This window comes from Streptomyces sp. NPDC046465, assembly GCF_040646035.1.
Lineage (GTDB): Bacteria > Actinomycetota > Actinomycetes > Streptomycetales > Streptomycetaceae > Streptomyces.
On sequence record NZ_JBEYZK010000001.1, the window covers coordinates 542866 to 556836 of the forward strand.

Consider the following 13971-nt stretch of genomic DNA (forward strand, 5'->3'; position numbering starts at 1 on the left):
GTTTCCCCGGCGGCTTCGCCAACATTACACGGTCATCCCCGTGCTCCACCAAATCGATTCCGGTCTGCACCGTTACAGCCCGATACGGCCGGTACTGTCTGCCCCCGTGACCGTGATCGTGTTCGCCGCCACCGCCCGCCGCCGCGTACCGCTGGCCGCCGGAGCCTGCCTGTTCTCCTTCACGGCCTTCTGGCTCGCCCAGCGCGCCGCAGACGTCTCGATGATCGACGTGATGGTCTACCGGGCCGAGGGGGCGACCGTGCGCGCGGGCGGTGACCTCTACGCGCTGCGCGCCACCGAGGCCCACCTGCCCACCACCTACCCGCCGTTCGCCGCGCTCCTGTTCACCCCGCTGACGCTCCTGACCACGGCGGACATGCGCACCCTCGCGACGCTGGGGAACCTGCTGCTCCTGGTCGGCCTCGCGCACCTCTCCCTGCGGCTGATCCACGGCGAGCGGCACACGCGCGTGGCGGGTGCCCTGTGGGTGGCCGCCCTCGCCGTCTGGTGCGAACCGGTGTGGACGACACTGCGCTACGGGCAGATCAATCTGCTGCTCGCCGTCCTCGTCCTGTGGGACCTGTCCCGGCGCCCCGGTCACCGCTGGGCGGGCGTGGGCATCGGCGTCGCGACGGCGATCAAGCTCACGCCCGCGCTCTTCGCGGTGTTCCTGCTGCTTGCCGGGGCCGCCGAAGCGCTGCGGCGCGGGCCGTGGCGGCCGATGGTGCGGCACGCGTGCGTGGCGGCCGCTTCGTTCGCCGGCGCGACGCTCCTCGCGGCCGCCGTCCTGCCGTACGACTCGTGGCGATTCTGGACCCGGATGGTCTTCGAGGCGAGCCGGATCGGGTTCGCCGAGGACACCTCGAACCAGTCGCTGCGCGGCGTCCTCGCCCGGGGGCTGCACACCGGGGACCCCGGGGCCCGCTGGGCCCTGGCCGCCGCCGCGGCCGGGGCGCTCGGCCTCGGGGTCGCGGTGGTCGCCGCACTGCGCGGGGAGCGGGCCTGGGCCGCGCTCTCCTGCGCGGCGACGGCACTCCTGGTGAGCCCGGTGTCGTGGTCGCACCACTGGGTGTGGTGCGTGCCGATGGTGCTGCTTCTGGGGGTGGAGGCGGCGCGCAGGGGCGGCCGGGCGCGGTGGGCGGTCGCCGGGGCGGCGTACCTGGTCTTCTGCTCGTACGCCGTGTGGTGGGTGCCGCACGGCACGGGGCGGCTGGAACTCGCCCAGAATTATGGCCAGATGACGCTGTCAGCCCTCTACGTAGTGACCGCTTTCGTATTTCTTCTGGTCGCGCTCACGCGGTCGCGAACGAGTAGAACCGTTTGAGCGTGCAGTGCTCGTCCAGCAGCCGGCCGTAGATCGGCTCCCCTTCGAGCTCGCGGTACGTCTCGATGGGGTCGCCCTTTATGATCAGCGCCCGTGCGCATTCCTCGCACCAGTACTGGTAGTCCGGGTTGACCGGTTCCATGTCGCGGACGATCGGCGTGCCACTGCCGCACCAGTCGCACTTTCGCCTGTGTGCCCCCATCGATCAGCTCCAGCTGTGGCCGCAGGCGGTACACACGTACGAGACTCCGCCGTTGTCACCGAGTACTTGGGCGACATGGGCCGAGCCGCAGGAAGGGCAGTTGAAGAGCGTGCGGAGAGCGGCTCGTTCTCGTACGGCCGCCGCTTCGGAGAGGCGGTCGGCCTCTTCGAAGATGCTCGCAGGCATCGCGCTCTCCCTCCCGTCGGGCTGCGTCTCCTTCCGGCCGTCCGATTCTGCCACGCTCTGAGCGACCCGGTCAGCGACGCATTCGTACCAGTCCGGACACGGCCCCGAGCGCGGCCACGGCAGCCAGCGCACAGGTGCACACCAAGAGCGCGCCTCCGGATGTATACGCCCCGGGAGCCCCCTGCGACTCAAGCCGGTTCAGGAAAAGCGCACCGAAGCAGGCGACGCCGGTCAACTGACCGAGCTGGGTGACCGTCGCGAGCAGGCCGCTGGCGTCGGCCGCGTCCTCGGCGCGCACCGTGGCGAGCGCCCGGGTGAGGGTCGGGCTGAAGCCCAGGGAGAGCCCCGCGCCCACGCCGGTGAAGGCCGCGTAGAGCCAGAGCCCGCCGTCGCCGCCGTCCCGCAGCAGCAGCCCCACGGCGGTCGTCGACACGGCGGTCAGCGCGAAGCCGACCGGGATCAGCGCCCGTTGGGCCGCCTGCGGCCAGCGTCGCCAGGTCAGGCCGACCGCGCCGAAGACCACAGCCGTCGGCGCGAAGGTCAGACCGGCCCGCAGCGGGCTGTATCCGAGCCCACCCTGGATGTGCAGGGTGAGCGCGAACAGGAAGCCCGCGTTCACGGCCATCACGGCGGCGATCCGGAAGATCGCGAGGCCCATGCCCGGCGTCCGCAGGACCCGCGGCGCGATCAGCGGCGCCCCGCCCCGCCGGGCGAGCCGGGACTCGTACGCGCAGAAGAGCGCGAAGCAGACCGCGGCCGCGGCGAGCGAGAGCCAGGACCACAGCGGCCAGCCCTCCTGCTCCCCGAGGACCAGCGGCACGGTGCAGAGCGATACGGCGGCGCCGAGCAGCACAAGGCCGGGCAGGTCGAGCCCGCGCGCCCGGCCCGCCGCCCGCTCCCTGTCGTCGTCGCGCGGCAGCACGCGCACCGCCATGATCAGGAGCACCACCCCGACCGGCACGTTGACCAGGAACACCGGACGCCACCCGGTGCCGAACAGGTCGGCGCTGACGAGTACCCCGCCGAGCACCTGTCCGGCGGCGGCGCCGATCGCGAGGATCGCCGCGTACGCACCGAGGGCCCTGGTCCTCGCCTCGCCCGCGAAGTTGCGCTGGATCAGGCTGAGCACCTGCGGGATGAGGACAGCGGAGCCCGCCCCCTGCAGCAGCCGGAAACCGATCAACTCGCCCGTTCCCCGCGCGAGTCCACAAGCCAGCGAGGCAGCGGTGAAGACCGTGAGCCCTGCGAGGTAGATCCGGCGGTGCCCGAGGCGGTCGCCGAGCCGTGCGCCGGTGATCAGGAGCACGGCGTACGTGATGGTGTAACCGGCGATCACCAGCTGCAATCCGGCGCCGGAGGCGTGCAGTTCGCCGCGGATGGTGGGCGCCGCGACATTGACGATGAAGACGTCGAGCAGGGCCATGAACTGGGCGGCAAGCACGATGGCGAGCAGCCGCCCGGGCCGGTTGTCAGTGCCGGGCGCTTTACTGGACACGGGAGTTGAACCCGCAGGGGCGGACGAGGTGGTCGTTGTCATGCCATGAGCGTGCGGCCGATCCGGTACGGGTAACGAGAGCCCGCCGATGCTGGTACTGACAGCACCTGTCAGTGGCCTCGGCGGGCGCGGACGATGGGGGACGTGACGACGATGACGACCGCACACGGGATGACCACCGAACACGGGATGCCGACCGCACACGGAGAGCCGGGAGCCCACGACCGGCGCCGCCCGGGGACGGCACAGCGCCGCCGCCCCGAGCTCGCCGCCTTCCTGCGCGGCCGCAGGGCCCGGGTGACACCGGCCGACGTGGGCATGGCCCCGGGCCTACGCCGCCGCACACCGGGCCTGCGCCGCGAGGAGGTCGCCCAGCTCTCCGGAGTCGGCGTCATGTGGTACACCTGGCTCGAACAGGGCCGCCCGATCAACGCATCGCCCCAGGTCCTTGACGCCGTGGCCCGCACCCTGCGCCTCGACCGGCCGGAGCGCGAGCACCTGTACCACCTGGCCGAGGTGGCGTACGCCCCGGACCGCGCGGCCGCGGAGCAGGTGGTGGGCGCGGACGTGCAGGGCATCATCGACGCCATGGACCCGCACCCCGCGGTGGTCTACAACGCGCGGTACGACATCCTCGCCACCAACCCCGCCTACCGCGACCTCTTCCTCCTCCCCCAGCCCCCCGGCACCGGTGTCCCGAACGTGCTCTGGTCGCTGTTCACCGTGCCCCCGGCGGAGTGCCCGCTGGTGTTCCGCGACGCGGAGCTGCCGGTGATGGTGGCCACCCTGCGCAGCGCGTACGGCAGGCATGTGGGCGAGCCGGCCTGGGTGGGCTTTCTCCGCGGCCTCTCCGCCGCGAGCCCGCACTTCGCCGAGCTCTGGAACAGCGGCGACGTGATACCGCCCGGCCGACGCGTGAAGACGTTCCGGCACCGGGCGATAGGCGAGCTGCGCATGACGTCGGTCTCCCTGAGCATCGACGGCATGCCGGAGTGCCGGATCGTCGTGTACACCCCGGACGACGAGGAGAGCGGTCGGCACACGGCGCAGCTGCACCGGCTCAGGACGGCGGAGCAGCCCGTGACAACAGAGCTGCGCGTGACGGCGACACAAGAAAATCCCGCCCCCTGATGGGGACGGGATTTCCGGGACTGTGGAGCTAAGGAGAATTGAACTCCTGACCTCCTGCATGCCATGCAGGCGCTCTACCAACTGAGCTATAGCCCCTTGCGTTCTTCCCGCTCGGCGGGCGAACAAGAAGAACTTTAGCCTGCGACCAGCCGGAATGTGAAATCCGGGTCGGGCCGCTCGCCGGAGCGGCTCCGGGGTGCTCAGTCGTCGTCGCCGAGCACCGGTTCCGGCAGCGTGCCGGCGTTGTGCTCCAGCAGACGCCAGCCCCGCGCGCCCCGGCCGAGGACCGACCAGCAGCAGTTGGTGAGGCCGCCGAGGCCCTCCCAGTGGTGGGGCTCAAGACCGAGGAGGCGACCGATCGTGGTGCGGATGGTGCCGCCGTGGCTGACCACCACCAGCGTGCCGTCATCGGGCAGCTTCTCGGCATGGCGCAGCACGACGGGCGCGGCGCGGTCGGCGACCTCGGTCTCCAGCTCACCGCCGCCGCGGCGCACCGCTTCGCCGCGCTTCCACGCGGCGTACTGGTCGCCGAAGCGGGCGATGATCTCGTCGTGCGTCAGGCCCTGCCACGCGCCCGCGTACGTCTCCTGGAGGCCTTCCTCGTGCGCGACGGGGAGGCCGGTGATCGCGGCGAGCTCACCGGCGGTGGCCGCCGCGCGCTTGAGGTCCGAGGCGACGATGGCGTCGGGCTTCAGGGAGGCGAGCAGCCGGGCGGCGCGCTTGGCCTGGGCGAGGCCCGTCTCGGTCAGCTCGATGTCCGTGGAGCCCTGGAAGCGGCGCTCCAGGTTCCAGGCGGTCTGGCCGTGCCGCCACAGGATGATCCGGCAGCCGCGGTGGATCACCGCAGCTCACCGTCCAGGTCGGCCTCCTCCGCGGCCCGCTGCTCGGCGTGCTCGGCGGCCTTGCCGCGGGTCGCCTTGGCCTCCTCGGGCAGGTCGATCTCGGGGCAGTCCTTCCACAGGCGCTCGAGGGCGTAGAAGACACGCTCCTCGCTGTGCTGGACGTGCACCACGATGTCCACGTAGTCGAGGAGGATCCAGCGGGCGTCGCGGTCCCCCTCGCGGCGGACCGGCTTGGCGCCGAGCTGCTTGCTCAGCTGCTCCTCGATCTCGTCGACGATCGACTTGACCTGGCGGTCGTTGGGGGCGGAGGCGAGCAGGAAGGCGTCCGTGATCGACAGCACGTCGCTGACGTCGTACGCGATGATGTCGTGCGCGAGCTTGTCGGCAGCCGCCTGGGCGGCGACAGTGATGAGCTCGGTGGAGCGGTCCGTGGCGGTCACTTGTGAGCTTTCCTTCGGGTGGTGGATACACCCCCAGGGTCTCACGGACCGCCCACAGCACCCCAGACGATTACGTCACCGCCCCCGGGCTGCCCCTCAAACCACCCCGTCACCGCCCCGTCACCGCCCCGGCGCGGGCGGCGCGAGGCCGTCCGCGCCGGTCGGTTCAGCCGGTCCGGTAGTCCTGGCCGAGGACCACGGACACATCGGCGTTCGGCGGTGTCCTGCCCTTGCGGACCGCCGTCGCCGGCAGCCCGAGGGTCTTCGCGACCTCACTGGCCTGGGTCTTCTTGGCCGCGTCGGCGTAGGTGACCTGTGAGGCGGCCTGGGCCGTGGCGCCCGCGCCGCTGTCGATGAAGGCGTAGCCGCCGTTGACCAGGGAGACCCGGGCATCCTGGGCCGCGGCCTTCTTCCCCGAGGCGTTCTTGACGCCGACGCGCACGGCCGCGTCCTTCTCCGGGCTCTTCACGGCTCCGCCGAGGACGTCCTTGACCACGGCGGAGCCGGCCTGCTCGGTCAGCGTGCCGTCCTGCCGTACGGGCAGCAGCGTCGTCTTGTAGTCGCCGCCCTTCGCCCGGTCGGCGAGCTTGGCGAGGAAGGCGCCGAGGTCCTTCTCCTTCAGCGAGGGGTCGAGGATCTGCGCGAGCGACTGGACGGTGGTCGTGGCCGCCTGCGGGTCCGACGAGAGCTTGCGCAGCACGCCCTGCATGACCTGGCCGAAGCGGTCGAGCTGGGCGGACTCGGCCTCGCCGGACGCGCGGTAGGTCGCGTAGGCGACCGCCATCGGCCCGCTCAGGGTCTGCCGCTCGCCCTTCTTCACGAGGGGGGCCTCGCCCTTCTTGGCCTTGGGGTCGGGCACGTCGGTGTCCGTGTCGATGTCGATGTTCCCGACGAGTTCGACGAGGTTGTTCAGGTACGGGGTGTCGAGGCGCCAGGTGCCCTCGACCTCGGTGCCGAGCATCGTGTCGATGGACTCGCGGGTGCCGGTCGAGCCGTCGTCGTCGACGGACTTGCCGAGCGTCGTCGACGTGCCGTCGTCGTCCGAGACGGCGAGGGAGTTGGGCAGCAGGACGGTGGCGCCCTGCCCGGTGGTGGCGTTGTTCACCAGGAGCGCGGTGGAGGTGCCGCCGCCCTTGGTGTTGTGCAGGTGGACGACGATCACGTCGCGCTTCTGCGGTCCGGACGCGGCGGCCGCGGCGTCCTTGTCGTCGGACTGGCCTGGCAGCTTGCCCGCGAACCAGAGGTAGCCGACGCCGCCCGCGACGACGAGGGCGAGGACCACGACCAGCGCGACGATCCGGGAGCGCCCGCGCCGCTTGGCCTCCTCGCGCCGCTCGGTGCGGCTCTCGGTGAACTTCAGCCAGTCGATGACGTCTTCGGAGTCCTCGTCCGGCTCCTCGATGAACGAGAACTGCTCGGTCTTGTACTCGCCGTTGGGCCCGTCGTTGGGCTCGCCCGTCTTCGGTCGCCGCGGTGCGGGGTCGGGCGCGGGGGCCGGAGCGGGCTGGGGGGGCTGGGGGGGCACCTGAGCCTGCTGCTGTTGCTGCTGGTTGTGGTGGTGCTGTTGCTGTTGCTGCGGGGTCCAGCCGGTGTCGTACGAGGTTCCGTAGGACCCCTCTCCGTAGGACCCGGACCCGGTGTCGTAGCCCTGCTGCTGGCCGCCCGCGTAGGGGTCATACCCGTACCCCTGGTGCTGCTGGTGCTGCTGCACCTGCTGATACACCGGTCGCCCGTACTCGTCGTACCCGACCACCTGGTACTGATCAGCCGCGTACTCGCCCGCGTACTCGCCCGCATACGGGTCGCTGCCCGCATACGGGTCGTACTGTCGGTCGTTCACCGGTGCCCCTCTCGGCTCATTCGCCGCGGTACAGCTCGCGCTTGTCGATATAACGCACCACACCGTCGGGCACCAGGTACCAGACCGGGTCCCCCTTGGCGACCCGCGCGCGGCAGTCCGTGGACGAGATGGCCAGGGCAGGCACCTCCACCAGGGAGACGCCGCCCTTGGGCAGCCCGGGGTCGGCCAGCGTGTGGCCGGGCCGGGTGACCCCGATGAAGTGCGCGAGGGAGAACAACTCTTCCGTGTCCCGCCAGGTGAGGATCTGGCCGAGGGCGTCAGCGCCCGTGATGAAGAAGAGGTCTGTGTCGGGGTTGAGGGCACGCAGATCGCGCAGCGTGTCCGTCGTATAGGTGGCTCCGCCGCGATCGAGGTCGATGCGGCTCACCGAGAACTGCGGGTTCTCGGCGGTCGCGATGACCGTCATCAGATAACGGTCCTCGGCGGGCGAGACCTGCTTGTCGCTCTTCTGCCACGGCTGGCCGGTCGGCACGAACATCACCTCGTCGAGGTGGAACTGCGCGGCGACCTCACTGGCCGCCACGAGGTGTCCGTGGTGGATCGGATCAAACGTTCCGCCCATGACGCCCAGGCGGCGCTTGCCGTTGCTGACCGGACCGGTCTCCGGACCGGTAGGCATGTCCTGCTCTCCCATGCGTGCAGACCCTACCGGCCCGGCGGACGGGCTCTGTTTCAGCGGTCCCGTTCGGGACGGCCCCGCTCAGCGGTCCCGGTTGAAGCGGGTGGTGATCCACAGGAGCAGCAGGAGGACGACGAACGCGCCCCCGCCGGTGAGGATGGGGCTGAGGCTTTCGTGGTTGCCGCCGTGCTCGCCGCCCTCGGAGGCGAGAGTGACCAGCTGGGCGGCGTTGCTGTGGAGGCTCATCTCAGGCAGGACCTATCCGGAGGTGGGATGGACATAAAGATTTCTGGGCCATCGTAAGCGGGGGGCCCGCTCCGGGTTACGCCGACTCAGCCGTTGCGGCTGTCGGCGCTCTTGCCGGGCGTACTCCCGGTCTCCGTGTCGGGCGTACTCCCGGTCTCCGTGTCGGGCGTACTGCCGGTGCCCGCGTCCGGCGTACTTCCGGCGCTCTGGTCGGGCGCGCCTTCCGTGTCCTTGCCGGACGCGCGCTCCGGCATGCGTTCCACGCCTCGTACCGAACCGCTGTCGCTGCTCTGCCGGTACCCGCGCAACAGGAACCAGCCGACCAGGCCGCAGCCGACGACCATGACGATCAGCACGATCCGCAGCAGATTGCCCGGACCCTGCCGCTCCGCGGCCTTGGCCGCCTCGGTGAGCCAGTCGGCTCCGGGGTTGTACTCCATGACGGAAGACTCCTTCTGTGTGCTGCCCTGTCACGGTATCTCCGCCTAGGCTGGGCCCCACCTCGGGGGCACAGGAGGACGAGACATGGGGGATGCGGCATGACCGACGACAACCACCGCGGGGACGGCGAGGGCCACGAGCACGTGCCGAGCCGACAGCGCAGGCGCTTTCCCGGCATCTCGTCACGGGCGTACGAGCACCCCGCGGACCGCTCCGCCCTGGTGGCCCTGCGCAAGCTCACCGGCTTCGACACCGTCTTCAAGGCGCTCAGCGGCCTGCTGCCCGAGCGGAGCCTCAGGCTCCTGTTCCTGTCGGACTCGGTGCGGGTGTCCGACGCCCAGTTCGCGCACCTCAACACCATGCTGCGGGACGCCTGTTACATCCTGGACCTGGAGAAGGTCCCGCCGATGTACGTCAACCAGGACCCGAACCCGAACGCGATGTGCATCGGCCTGGACGAGCCGATCATCGTCGTGACGACGGGGCTCGTCGAGCTGCTCGACGAGGAGGAGATGCGTGCGGTCGTCGGCCACGAGGTGGGCCACGCCCTCTCCGGCCACTCCGTCTACCGCACGATCCTGCTGTTCCTCACGAACCTCGCGCTGAAGGTCGCCTGGATCCCGCTCGGCAATGTCGCGATCATGGCGATCGTCACGGGCCTGCGCGAGTGGTTCCGCAAGTCCGAGCTGTCCGCGGACCGGGCGGGGCTCCTCGTCGGGCAGGACCTGAAGGCGTCGATGCGCGGCCTGATGAAGCTCGCGGGCGGCAACCACCTGCACGAGATGAACGTGGACGCGTTCCTGGCGCAGGCCGAGGAGTACGAGGCCGGGGGCGACCTGCGCGACTCCGTGCTGAAGATCCTGAACGTCCTGCCGCGCACGCACCCCTTCGCCACGGTCCGCGCCGCCGAGCTGAAGAAGTGGGCGGACTCCCGCGACTACCAGCGGATCATGGACGGCCACTACCCCCGCCGCGACGAGGACAAGGACACCTCGGTCTCCGACTCCTTCCGGCAGTCCGCGTCGTCGTACGCCGACAACATGCGCAACAGCAAGGACCCGCTGATGAAGCTGGTCAACGACATCGCGGGCGGCGCGGGCGACCTGGGCGGCAAACTGCGCGGGAAGTTCACGGGGCAGGGCCAGGGTGGTGGCCAGGACCAGGGCGGTCAGGGCCGAAGCGGCCAGGACGGACCGGCCGACGAGGGCCCCCCGTACGACAAGTAGCCCTCAGCCGACAAGTAGCCCTCAGCGCGAAGCCGCCCCACACACAACGCGTCACGAAGCCGAGAGCGAGGGCTGTGCGGTCGTCGCGAGCGACCCGCACAGCGCCGTCGCGTTCCCCGTCCCGTACGGATCGGTGCCCGCCGGACCGCCCGCCTCCGCCTTCTGCCCGGCGAGCAGCGGCAGCAGGTGCTCCGCGGTACCGGCCGCGCAGGCGAGGGGGCCCGCCTGGGTGGCGGAGGTGAGCACCTCGGCCCGGTGCATCCGCAGGTCGTCGCGGTCGAAGCGGAAGTGCATCTCACGGCGGACGGTGAACAGGGAGGCCGCGCCCCGCTTCTCCCCCGCGTCGTGGACGGCGGGCCGCAGCGCGTATACGAACGTGTGCTCCGAGGTCACCTCGAGCGTGTTCTTGTCGGCCTCGAAGACCCGTAGCGTGCCCTCGGCCCTGACCCGCTTGTCGGCGAGCGCGGTCCTCGCCGGGTCGAACCGCACCGCCCAGCCGGTGGCCGCGTGCCGACCGTCGGCCACCGGGCGGGCGAAGCTCCGGTCGAACTGGCTGAATTGCTCCGGGTCGATCAGGATCCGCACGGAGCGCGGGGAGCCGCCGGTGAGCACGTCCGGGTCGAGCGCGGACTCGACCAGGTAGTCCTTGGCGGTGATGAGCGCGGCCATCGCCTGGCCGTCCGAGAAGTGTGAAGTGCGGCGTACGGCAGGGAGGTTGATGCCTGCGGCGCCCACCCGGAACTCAGCGGCCGGGCTGTGCGCGTAGAGCTCGCCGATGGACCCTGAGCCGGGTACGCGGCCCGTAGGGGCGAGCGGTATCACCGTCATGCGCAGCGGCTCGGGGGGCTTGCTCACCGGGGACTGGTACGGGTGCCGTACGCCCATGTAGATCGCCGTGCCGAAGGCCACCGCGATCAGCACGACGAGGATGACGAGCTGCCGCGACAGGGCCTTGTGGAGGCCGGGGCGGCGGCGCACGGCGCGCGTGTGATCGTCCAGGCGCTCCTGCGCGGAGAATTCCTGGAGCCTGGCAGCCTGCACGAACGACTCGTCGAAGACGACGGATCGGTACTCGTCCTCGCCGCCTCCGGGAGCGCCACCCTCGGGCATCCCTGTCGGTGGTTCCCCTGGCCCGCCCATACCTTCAGGGTAGGTCTCCGGGACGTCAGGTAAACGCCCTGGTACACGACAAGTTGCGACAACTCGGGGTCGCACTCACGGCGTGCGGGGCACCGCGGGCACCGCCGACTGGCTGAACTCGGCCGAGACGGAGGGGCTGGGCGGCGCCTCTTTGCCCGCGCTCTGTCCGACCTCGGTCGAGGCGGGCGCGGGCACCTGCTCCTGGCGGCCCGACGAGGCCCCTCGGTAGACCGCCGTGAAGGCGAGGGCGACCATGCCCATGCCCATCAGGAGGGCGAGCATCCACGCTATGGGCCGATGCCAGCGGAGCTGGCCGGGGTGGCGCCCCGGGCGGCCGTAGCTCTCGACGAGGGGGTCGTGGTCGTAGGTGTCGTCGAGGTCGTCGTCCCGCCCGAATTCGCTGTCGGGGCCGAAGCCGTCCTCGTAGAGCTCGTCGTCCGCCGCGTCGGCGGCCGGGCCCCGGGTGCGCGCCCTGCGGGCCTCGGCCTCCGAGGCGTCGGCGCGCGCCTGAGCGGCAGCCAACAGCCGCTCCACCGCGGACAGTTCATGGACCTCCGCGGCTCGCACGAAGTCCTCGTCGAAGACCACGGAGGCGAACTCATCGTCCGCACCCCCGTGGTCGCGGTCGTCGTCGGGCTCCCAGCCGTCAGGGAACGACGGCGTGCCCCCCACGTCCTCCGGCACCCCTCCAGAGTAGACCTGGACGGGGCAATTTGGGCAGACGGTAAGGGAATTCAGCCGGGACGACGTTCAACTCACCGTGCGCTCAGCGCACGTGGCCGTCACCCGTCACGATGTACTTGGTCGAGGTCAGCTCGGGCAGCCCCATGGGGCCGCGCGCGTGCAGCTTCTGCGTGGAGATGCCGATCTCGGCGCCGAAGCCGAACTGGCCGCCGTCGGTGAAGCGCGTCGAGGCGTTCACGGCGACCGTGGTGGAGTCGACGAGCTGGGTGAAGCGGCGGGCGGCGCGCTGCGAGGTGGTGACGATGGCCTCCGTGTGCCCGGAGGTCCACAGCCGGATGTGCTCGACGGCCTGCTCCAGGGTGTCGACGACGGCGGCCGCGATGTCGTACGAGAGGTACTCGGTCTCCCAGTCCTCGGTGGTCGCGGGCACGACGGTGGCCTTGGTGGCGTCCGCGTACGTGAGGACGCGCTCGTCGGCGTGGACGGTGACCCCGGCCTCCGCGAGGGCGTCCAGGGCGCGCGGCAGGAACGTGTCGGCGATGTCCCGGTGCACGAGCAGCGTCTCGGCGGCGTTGCAGACGCTGGGGCGCTGCGCCTTGGAGTTGATCAGGATGTCGACGGCCATGTCGATGTCGGCCTCGGCGTCGACGTACACGTGGCAGTTGCCGGTGCCGGTCTCGATGACCGGCACGGTGGACTCCTCGACGACGGTCCTGATCAGCGAGGCGCCGCCGCGCGGGATGAGGACGTCGACCAGGCCGCGGGCCCGCATCAGCTCCCGCACGGAGTCGCGGCTCTCGCCCGGAACGAGCTGGACGGCGTCCGCGGGCAGTTCCGCGCCGTGCACCGCGTCGCGCAGGACGCGCACGAGCGCCGCGTTCGAGGCGTACGCCGAGGAGGAGCCCCTCAGGAGCACCGCGTTGCCGGACTTCAGGCAGAGGGCGGCGGCGTCCACGGTGACGTTCGGGCGGGCCTCGTAGATGATCCCGACGACGCCGAGCGGGACGCGGACCTGGCGCAGGTCGATGCCGTTGGGGAGGGTCGAGCCGCGGACGACCTCGCCGACCGGGTCGGGCAGGGCGGCCACGTCGCGCACGTCGGCGGCGATGGCGCGGACCCGCTCCGGGGTGAGGGTGAGCCGGTCGATGATGCCCTCGTCGGTCCCGGCCTCGCGGGCCCGCGCGATGTCCTTGCCGTTGGCCTCGACGATCTCGGCGGTCCGCACCTCCAGCGCGTCGGCGATCGCGAGCAGCGCGTCGTCCTTGGCGGCGCGCGGCAGTGGCGCGAGCGTGGCGGCGGCGCCGCGGGCGCGGTAGGCGGCCTGGGCGACCGGCGAGAGGTTGTCGTAGGGCGAGACGGGAGAGAGCGACGTCATGCCCGCAGCGTAATCCCCGCGGGTGCGGCGTCCACCCGGTATTCCAGTCCCCGAGACCGGCCGTCCGGGACGGCGCGGGACCGCCGCTTCAGGGGCTGTCCGGCGCCGTTCCGGGACGACGGCTCAAAACGGGTGTACGCCCACGGGCGTGGCCGGTAACGGACCGTAACCCTCCGCTATCCGCTGGTGATAGGTGTCGCGGCCGATCACTTCGAGCCCCACGATCTCCCAGGGCGGCAGCTGCGCGCTCTGCCGGTGCTCGCCCCACAGCCGCAGCGCGACCGCCGCGGCGTCGTGCAGGTCACGGGCCTCTTCCCAGTAGCGGATCTCGGCGTGGTCCGGCGCGTACCTGCTGGTGAGCAGAAAGGGGTGGTCGTGGGCGAGCTGTTCGAGACCGCGTCTGACCTCGTCCAACGGGGCCTCGGCGCCGGAGACGCTCAGCGTGACGTGCCACAGCCGCGGCATGTCCCCCGGCTCGCTCTCCTGGCCCTCGCCCTGGTCTCCCTCGCGGGCCCTGTGCGGGTCGCTCTCGTACACCGCCCCCGCGGCGACGCTCGTCAGCGCCCGCCCAGCCGAGCCGCGGGACGCCGCCCCTGGGCGCACTCGTCTCACGACGGCCTCCTCTACTCAATGGTGATGCAGATACGCAATGGTCATGCGGAACTGTCTTCAACAAAGTTGAGCAGGCCAAGCGGTCTCGCGGGGCGGTTTTGGGGAGTTTCACCTCCCACGGGCCGGTCGGCCGGTGCCGTTCACGAT

16 protein-coding genes and 1 tRNA gene are annotated in these 13971 nt (G+C 71.2%); 3 read left to right on the forward strand and 14 right to left on the reverse strand.

Features of this window, described 5'->3' with window-relative positions:
• Nucleotides 1-106 precede the first annotated feature (106 nt).
• Nucleotides 107-1324 (forward strand): glycosyltransferase 87 family protein, encoded by a 1218-nt coding sequence (locus tag ABZ953_RS02440; protein WP_361715327.1) that lies wholly within the window; start codon nucleotides 107-109, stop codon nucleotides 1322-1324.
• Here the strand turns inward: ABZ953_RS02440 and ABZ953_RS02445 are convergent.
• The 3 genes from ABZ953_RS02445 to ABZ953_RS02455 all read right to left on the reverse strand — a co-directional run bounded on the left by ABZ953_RS02445 (nucleotide 1293) and on the right by ABZ953_RS02455 (nucleotide 3249).
• Nucleotides 1293-1526 (reverse strand): hypothetical protein, encoded by a 234-nt coding sequence (locus ABZ953_RS02445; protein ID WP_016643127.1) that lies wholly within the window; start codon nucleotides 1524-1526, stop codon nucleotides 1293-1295. The two genes, ABZ953_RS02440 and ABZ953_RS02445, sit on opposite strands and share 32 nt — an antisense overlap.
• 3 nt (nucleotides 1527-1529) lie before the next feature.
• Entirely contained in the window at nucleotides 1530-1712 is a 183-nt protein-coding gene (locus ABZ953_RS02450; protein WP_361715330.1) for a hypothetical protein, read from the reverse strand.
• 70 nt (nucleotides 1713-1782) lie between these two features.
• Nucleotides 1783-3249, reverse strand: a complete 1467-nt coding sequence (locus ABZ953_RS02455) for an MFS transporter (RefSeq protein WP_361715333.1) — start codon at nucleotides 3247-3249, stop codon at nucleotides 1783-1785.
• Between the two features lie 147 nt (nucleotides 3250-3396).
• Between ABZ953_RS02455 and ABZ953_RS02460 the strand changes: the two genes are divergently transcribed.
• Nucleotides 3397-4338, forward strand: coding sequence for a helix-turn-helix transcriptional regulator (locus tag ABZ953_RS02460; protein WP_361715680.1), 942 nt, complete (start codon nucleotides 3397-3399; stop codon nucleotides 4336-4338).
• A gap of 23 nt (nucleotides 4339-4361) precedes the next feature.
• On the opposite strand, the gene ABZ953_RS02465 is transcribed toward ABZ953_RS02460, so the two are convergent.
• The 7 genes from ABZ953_RS02465 to ABZ953_RS02495 all read right to left on the reverse strand — a co-directional run bounded on the left by ABZ953_RS02465 (nucleotide 4362) and on the right by ABZ953_RS02495 (nucleotide 8786).
• A tRNA-Ala gene (locus ABZ953_RS02465) sits at nucleotides 4362-4434 on the reverse strand.
• A gap of 104 nt (nucleotides 4435-4538) precedes the next feature.
• A complete protein-coding gene (locus ABZ953_RS02470) occupies nucleotides 4539-5180 on the reverse strand; it encodes a histidine phosphatase family protein (protein WP_361715336.1) in 642 nt (213 codons plus the stop codon).
• Nucleotides 5177-5620, reverse strand: a complete 444-nt coding sequence (rsfS, locus tag ABZ953_RS02475) for a ribosome silencing factor (RefSeq protein WP_361715339.1) — start codon at nucleotides 5618-5620, stop codon at nucleotides 5177-5179. Before rsfS ends, ABZ953_RS02470 begins: the two co-directional genes overlap by 4 nt.
• A gap of 166 nt (nucleotides 5621-5786) precedes the next feature.
• Nucleotides 5787-7460, reverse strand: coding sequence for an LCP family protein (locus tag ABZ953_RS02480; RefSeq protein WP_361715342.1), 1674 nt, complete (start codon nucleotides 7458-7460; stop codon nucleotides 5787-5789).
• 16 nt (nucleotides 7461-7476) lie between these two features.
• Nucleotides 7477-8115, reverse strand: a complete 639-nt coding sequence (gene nadD, locus ABZ953_RS02485) for a nicotinate-nucleotide adenylyltransferase (RefSeq protein ID WP_361715345.1) — start codon at nucleotides 8113-8115, stop codon at nucleotides 7477-7479.
• A 66-nt stretch (nucleotides 8116-8181) separates the two neighbouring features.
• Nucleotides 8182-8346, reverse strand: a complete 165-nt coding sequence (locus ABZ953_RS02490; protein WP_361715348.1) for a hypothetical protein — start codon at nucleotides 8344-8346, stop codon at nucleotides 8182-8184.
• Between the two features lie 86 nt (nucleotides 8347-8432).
• Nucleotides 8433-8786 carry a hypothetical protein gene (locus ABZ953_RS02495; protein WP_361715351.1) on the reverse strand — a complete coding sequence of 118 codons (354 nt, stop codon included), beginning with the start codon at nucleotides 8784-8786 and terminating at the stop codon, nucleotides 8433-8435.
• A gap of 99 nt (nucleotides 8787-8885) precedes the next feature.
• Between ABZ953_RS02495 and ABZ953_RS02500 the strand changes: the two genes are divergently transcribed.
• Nucleotides 8886-10013 carry a M48 family metallopeptidase gene (locus ABZ953_RS02500; protein ID WP_361715354.1) on the forward strand — a complete coding sequence of 376 codons (1128 nt, stop codon included), beginning with the start codon at nucleotides 8886-8888 and terminating at the stop codon, nucleotides 10011-10013.
• Between the two features lie 51 nt (nucleotides 10014-10064).
• On the opposite strand, the gene ABZ953_RS02505 is transcribed toward ABZ953_RS02500, so the two are convergent.
• The 4 genes from ABZ953_RS02505 to ABZ953_RS02520 all read right to left on the reverse strand — a co-directional run bounded on the left by ABZ953_RS02505 (nucleotide 10065) and on the right by ABZ953_RS02520 (nucleotide 13824).
• Entirely contained in the window at nucleotides 10065-11153 is a 1089-nt protein-coding gene (locus ABZ953_RS02505) for a hypothetical protein (protein WP_361715357.1), read from the reverse strand.
• 75 nt (nucleotides 11154-11228) lie between these two features.
• On the reverse strand, nucleotides 11229-11837 hold the full coding sequence (locus ABZ953_RS02510) for a hypothetical protein (RefSeq protein WP_361715360.1): 609 nt from the start codon (nucleotides 11835-11837) through the stop codon (nucleotides 11229-11231).
• A gap of 82 nt (nucleotides 11838-11919) precedes the next feature.
• Nucleotides 11920-13212 (reverse strand): glutamate-5-semialdehyde dehydrogenase, encoded by a 1293-nt coding sequence (locus ABZ953_RS02515; RefSeq protein WP_361715363.1) that lies wholly within the window; start codon nucleotides 13210-13212, stop codon nucleotides 11920-11922.
• A 123-nt stretch (nucleotides 13213-13335) separates the two neighbouring features.
• A complete protein-coding gene (locus ABZ953_RS02520) occupies nucleotides 13336-13824 on the reverse strand; it encodes a hypothetical protein (protein WP_361715366.1) in 489 nt (162 codons plus the stop codon).
• Nucleotides 13825-13971: the final 147 nt, after the last annotated feature.

Coding starts and splice junctions, on each gene's coding strand:
- ABZ953_RS02505 (WP_361715357.1), bottom strand. CDS start 11,153: ATGGGCGGGCCAGGGGAACCACCGACAGGGATGCCCGAGGGTGGCGCT.
- ABZ953_RS02455 (WP_361715333.1), bottom strand. CDS start 3,249: ATGACAACGACCACCTCGTCCGCCCCTGCGGGTTCAACTCCCGTGTCC.
- ABZ953_RS02495 (WP_361715351.1), bottom strand. CDS start 8,786: ATGGAGTACAACCCCGGAGCCGACTGGCTCACCGAGGCGGCCAAGGCC.
- ABZ953_RS02500 (WP_361715354.1), top strand. CDS start 8,886: ATGACCGACGACAACCACCGCGGGGACGGCGAGGGCCACGAGCACGTG.
- ABZ953_RS02450 (WP_361715330.1), bottom strand. CDS start 1,712: ATGCCTGCGAGCATCTTCGAAGAGGCCGACCGCCTCTCCGAAGCGGCG.
- ABZ953_RS02445 (WP_016643127.1), bottom strand. CDS start 1,526: ATGGGGGCACACAGGCGAAAGTGCGACTGGTGCGGCAGTGGCACGCCG.
- ABZ953_RS02460 (WP_361715680.1), top strand. CDS start 3,397: ATGCCGACCGCACACGGAGAGCCGGGAGCCCACGACCGGCGCCGCCCG.
- nadD (WP_361715345.1), bottom strand. CDS start 8,115: ATGGGAGAGCAGGACATGCCTACCGGTCCGGAGACCGGTCCGGTCAGC.
- ABZ953_RS02490 (WP_361715348.1), bottom strand. CDS start 8,346: ATGAGCCTCCACAGCAACGCCGCCCAGCTGGTCACTCTCGCCTCCGAG.
- ABZ953_RS02515 (WP_361715363.1), bottom strand. CDS start 13,212: ATGACGTCGCTCTCTCCCGTCTCGCCCTACGACAACCTCTCGCCGGTC.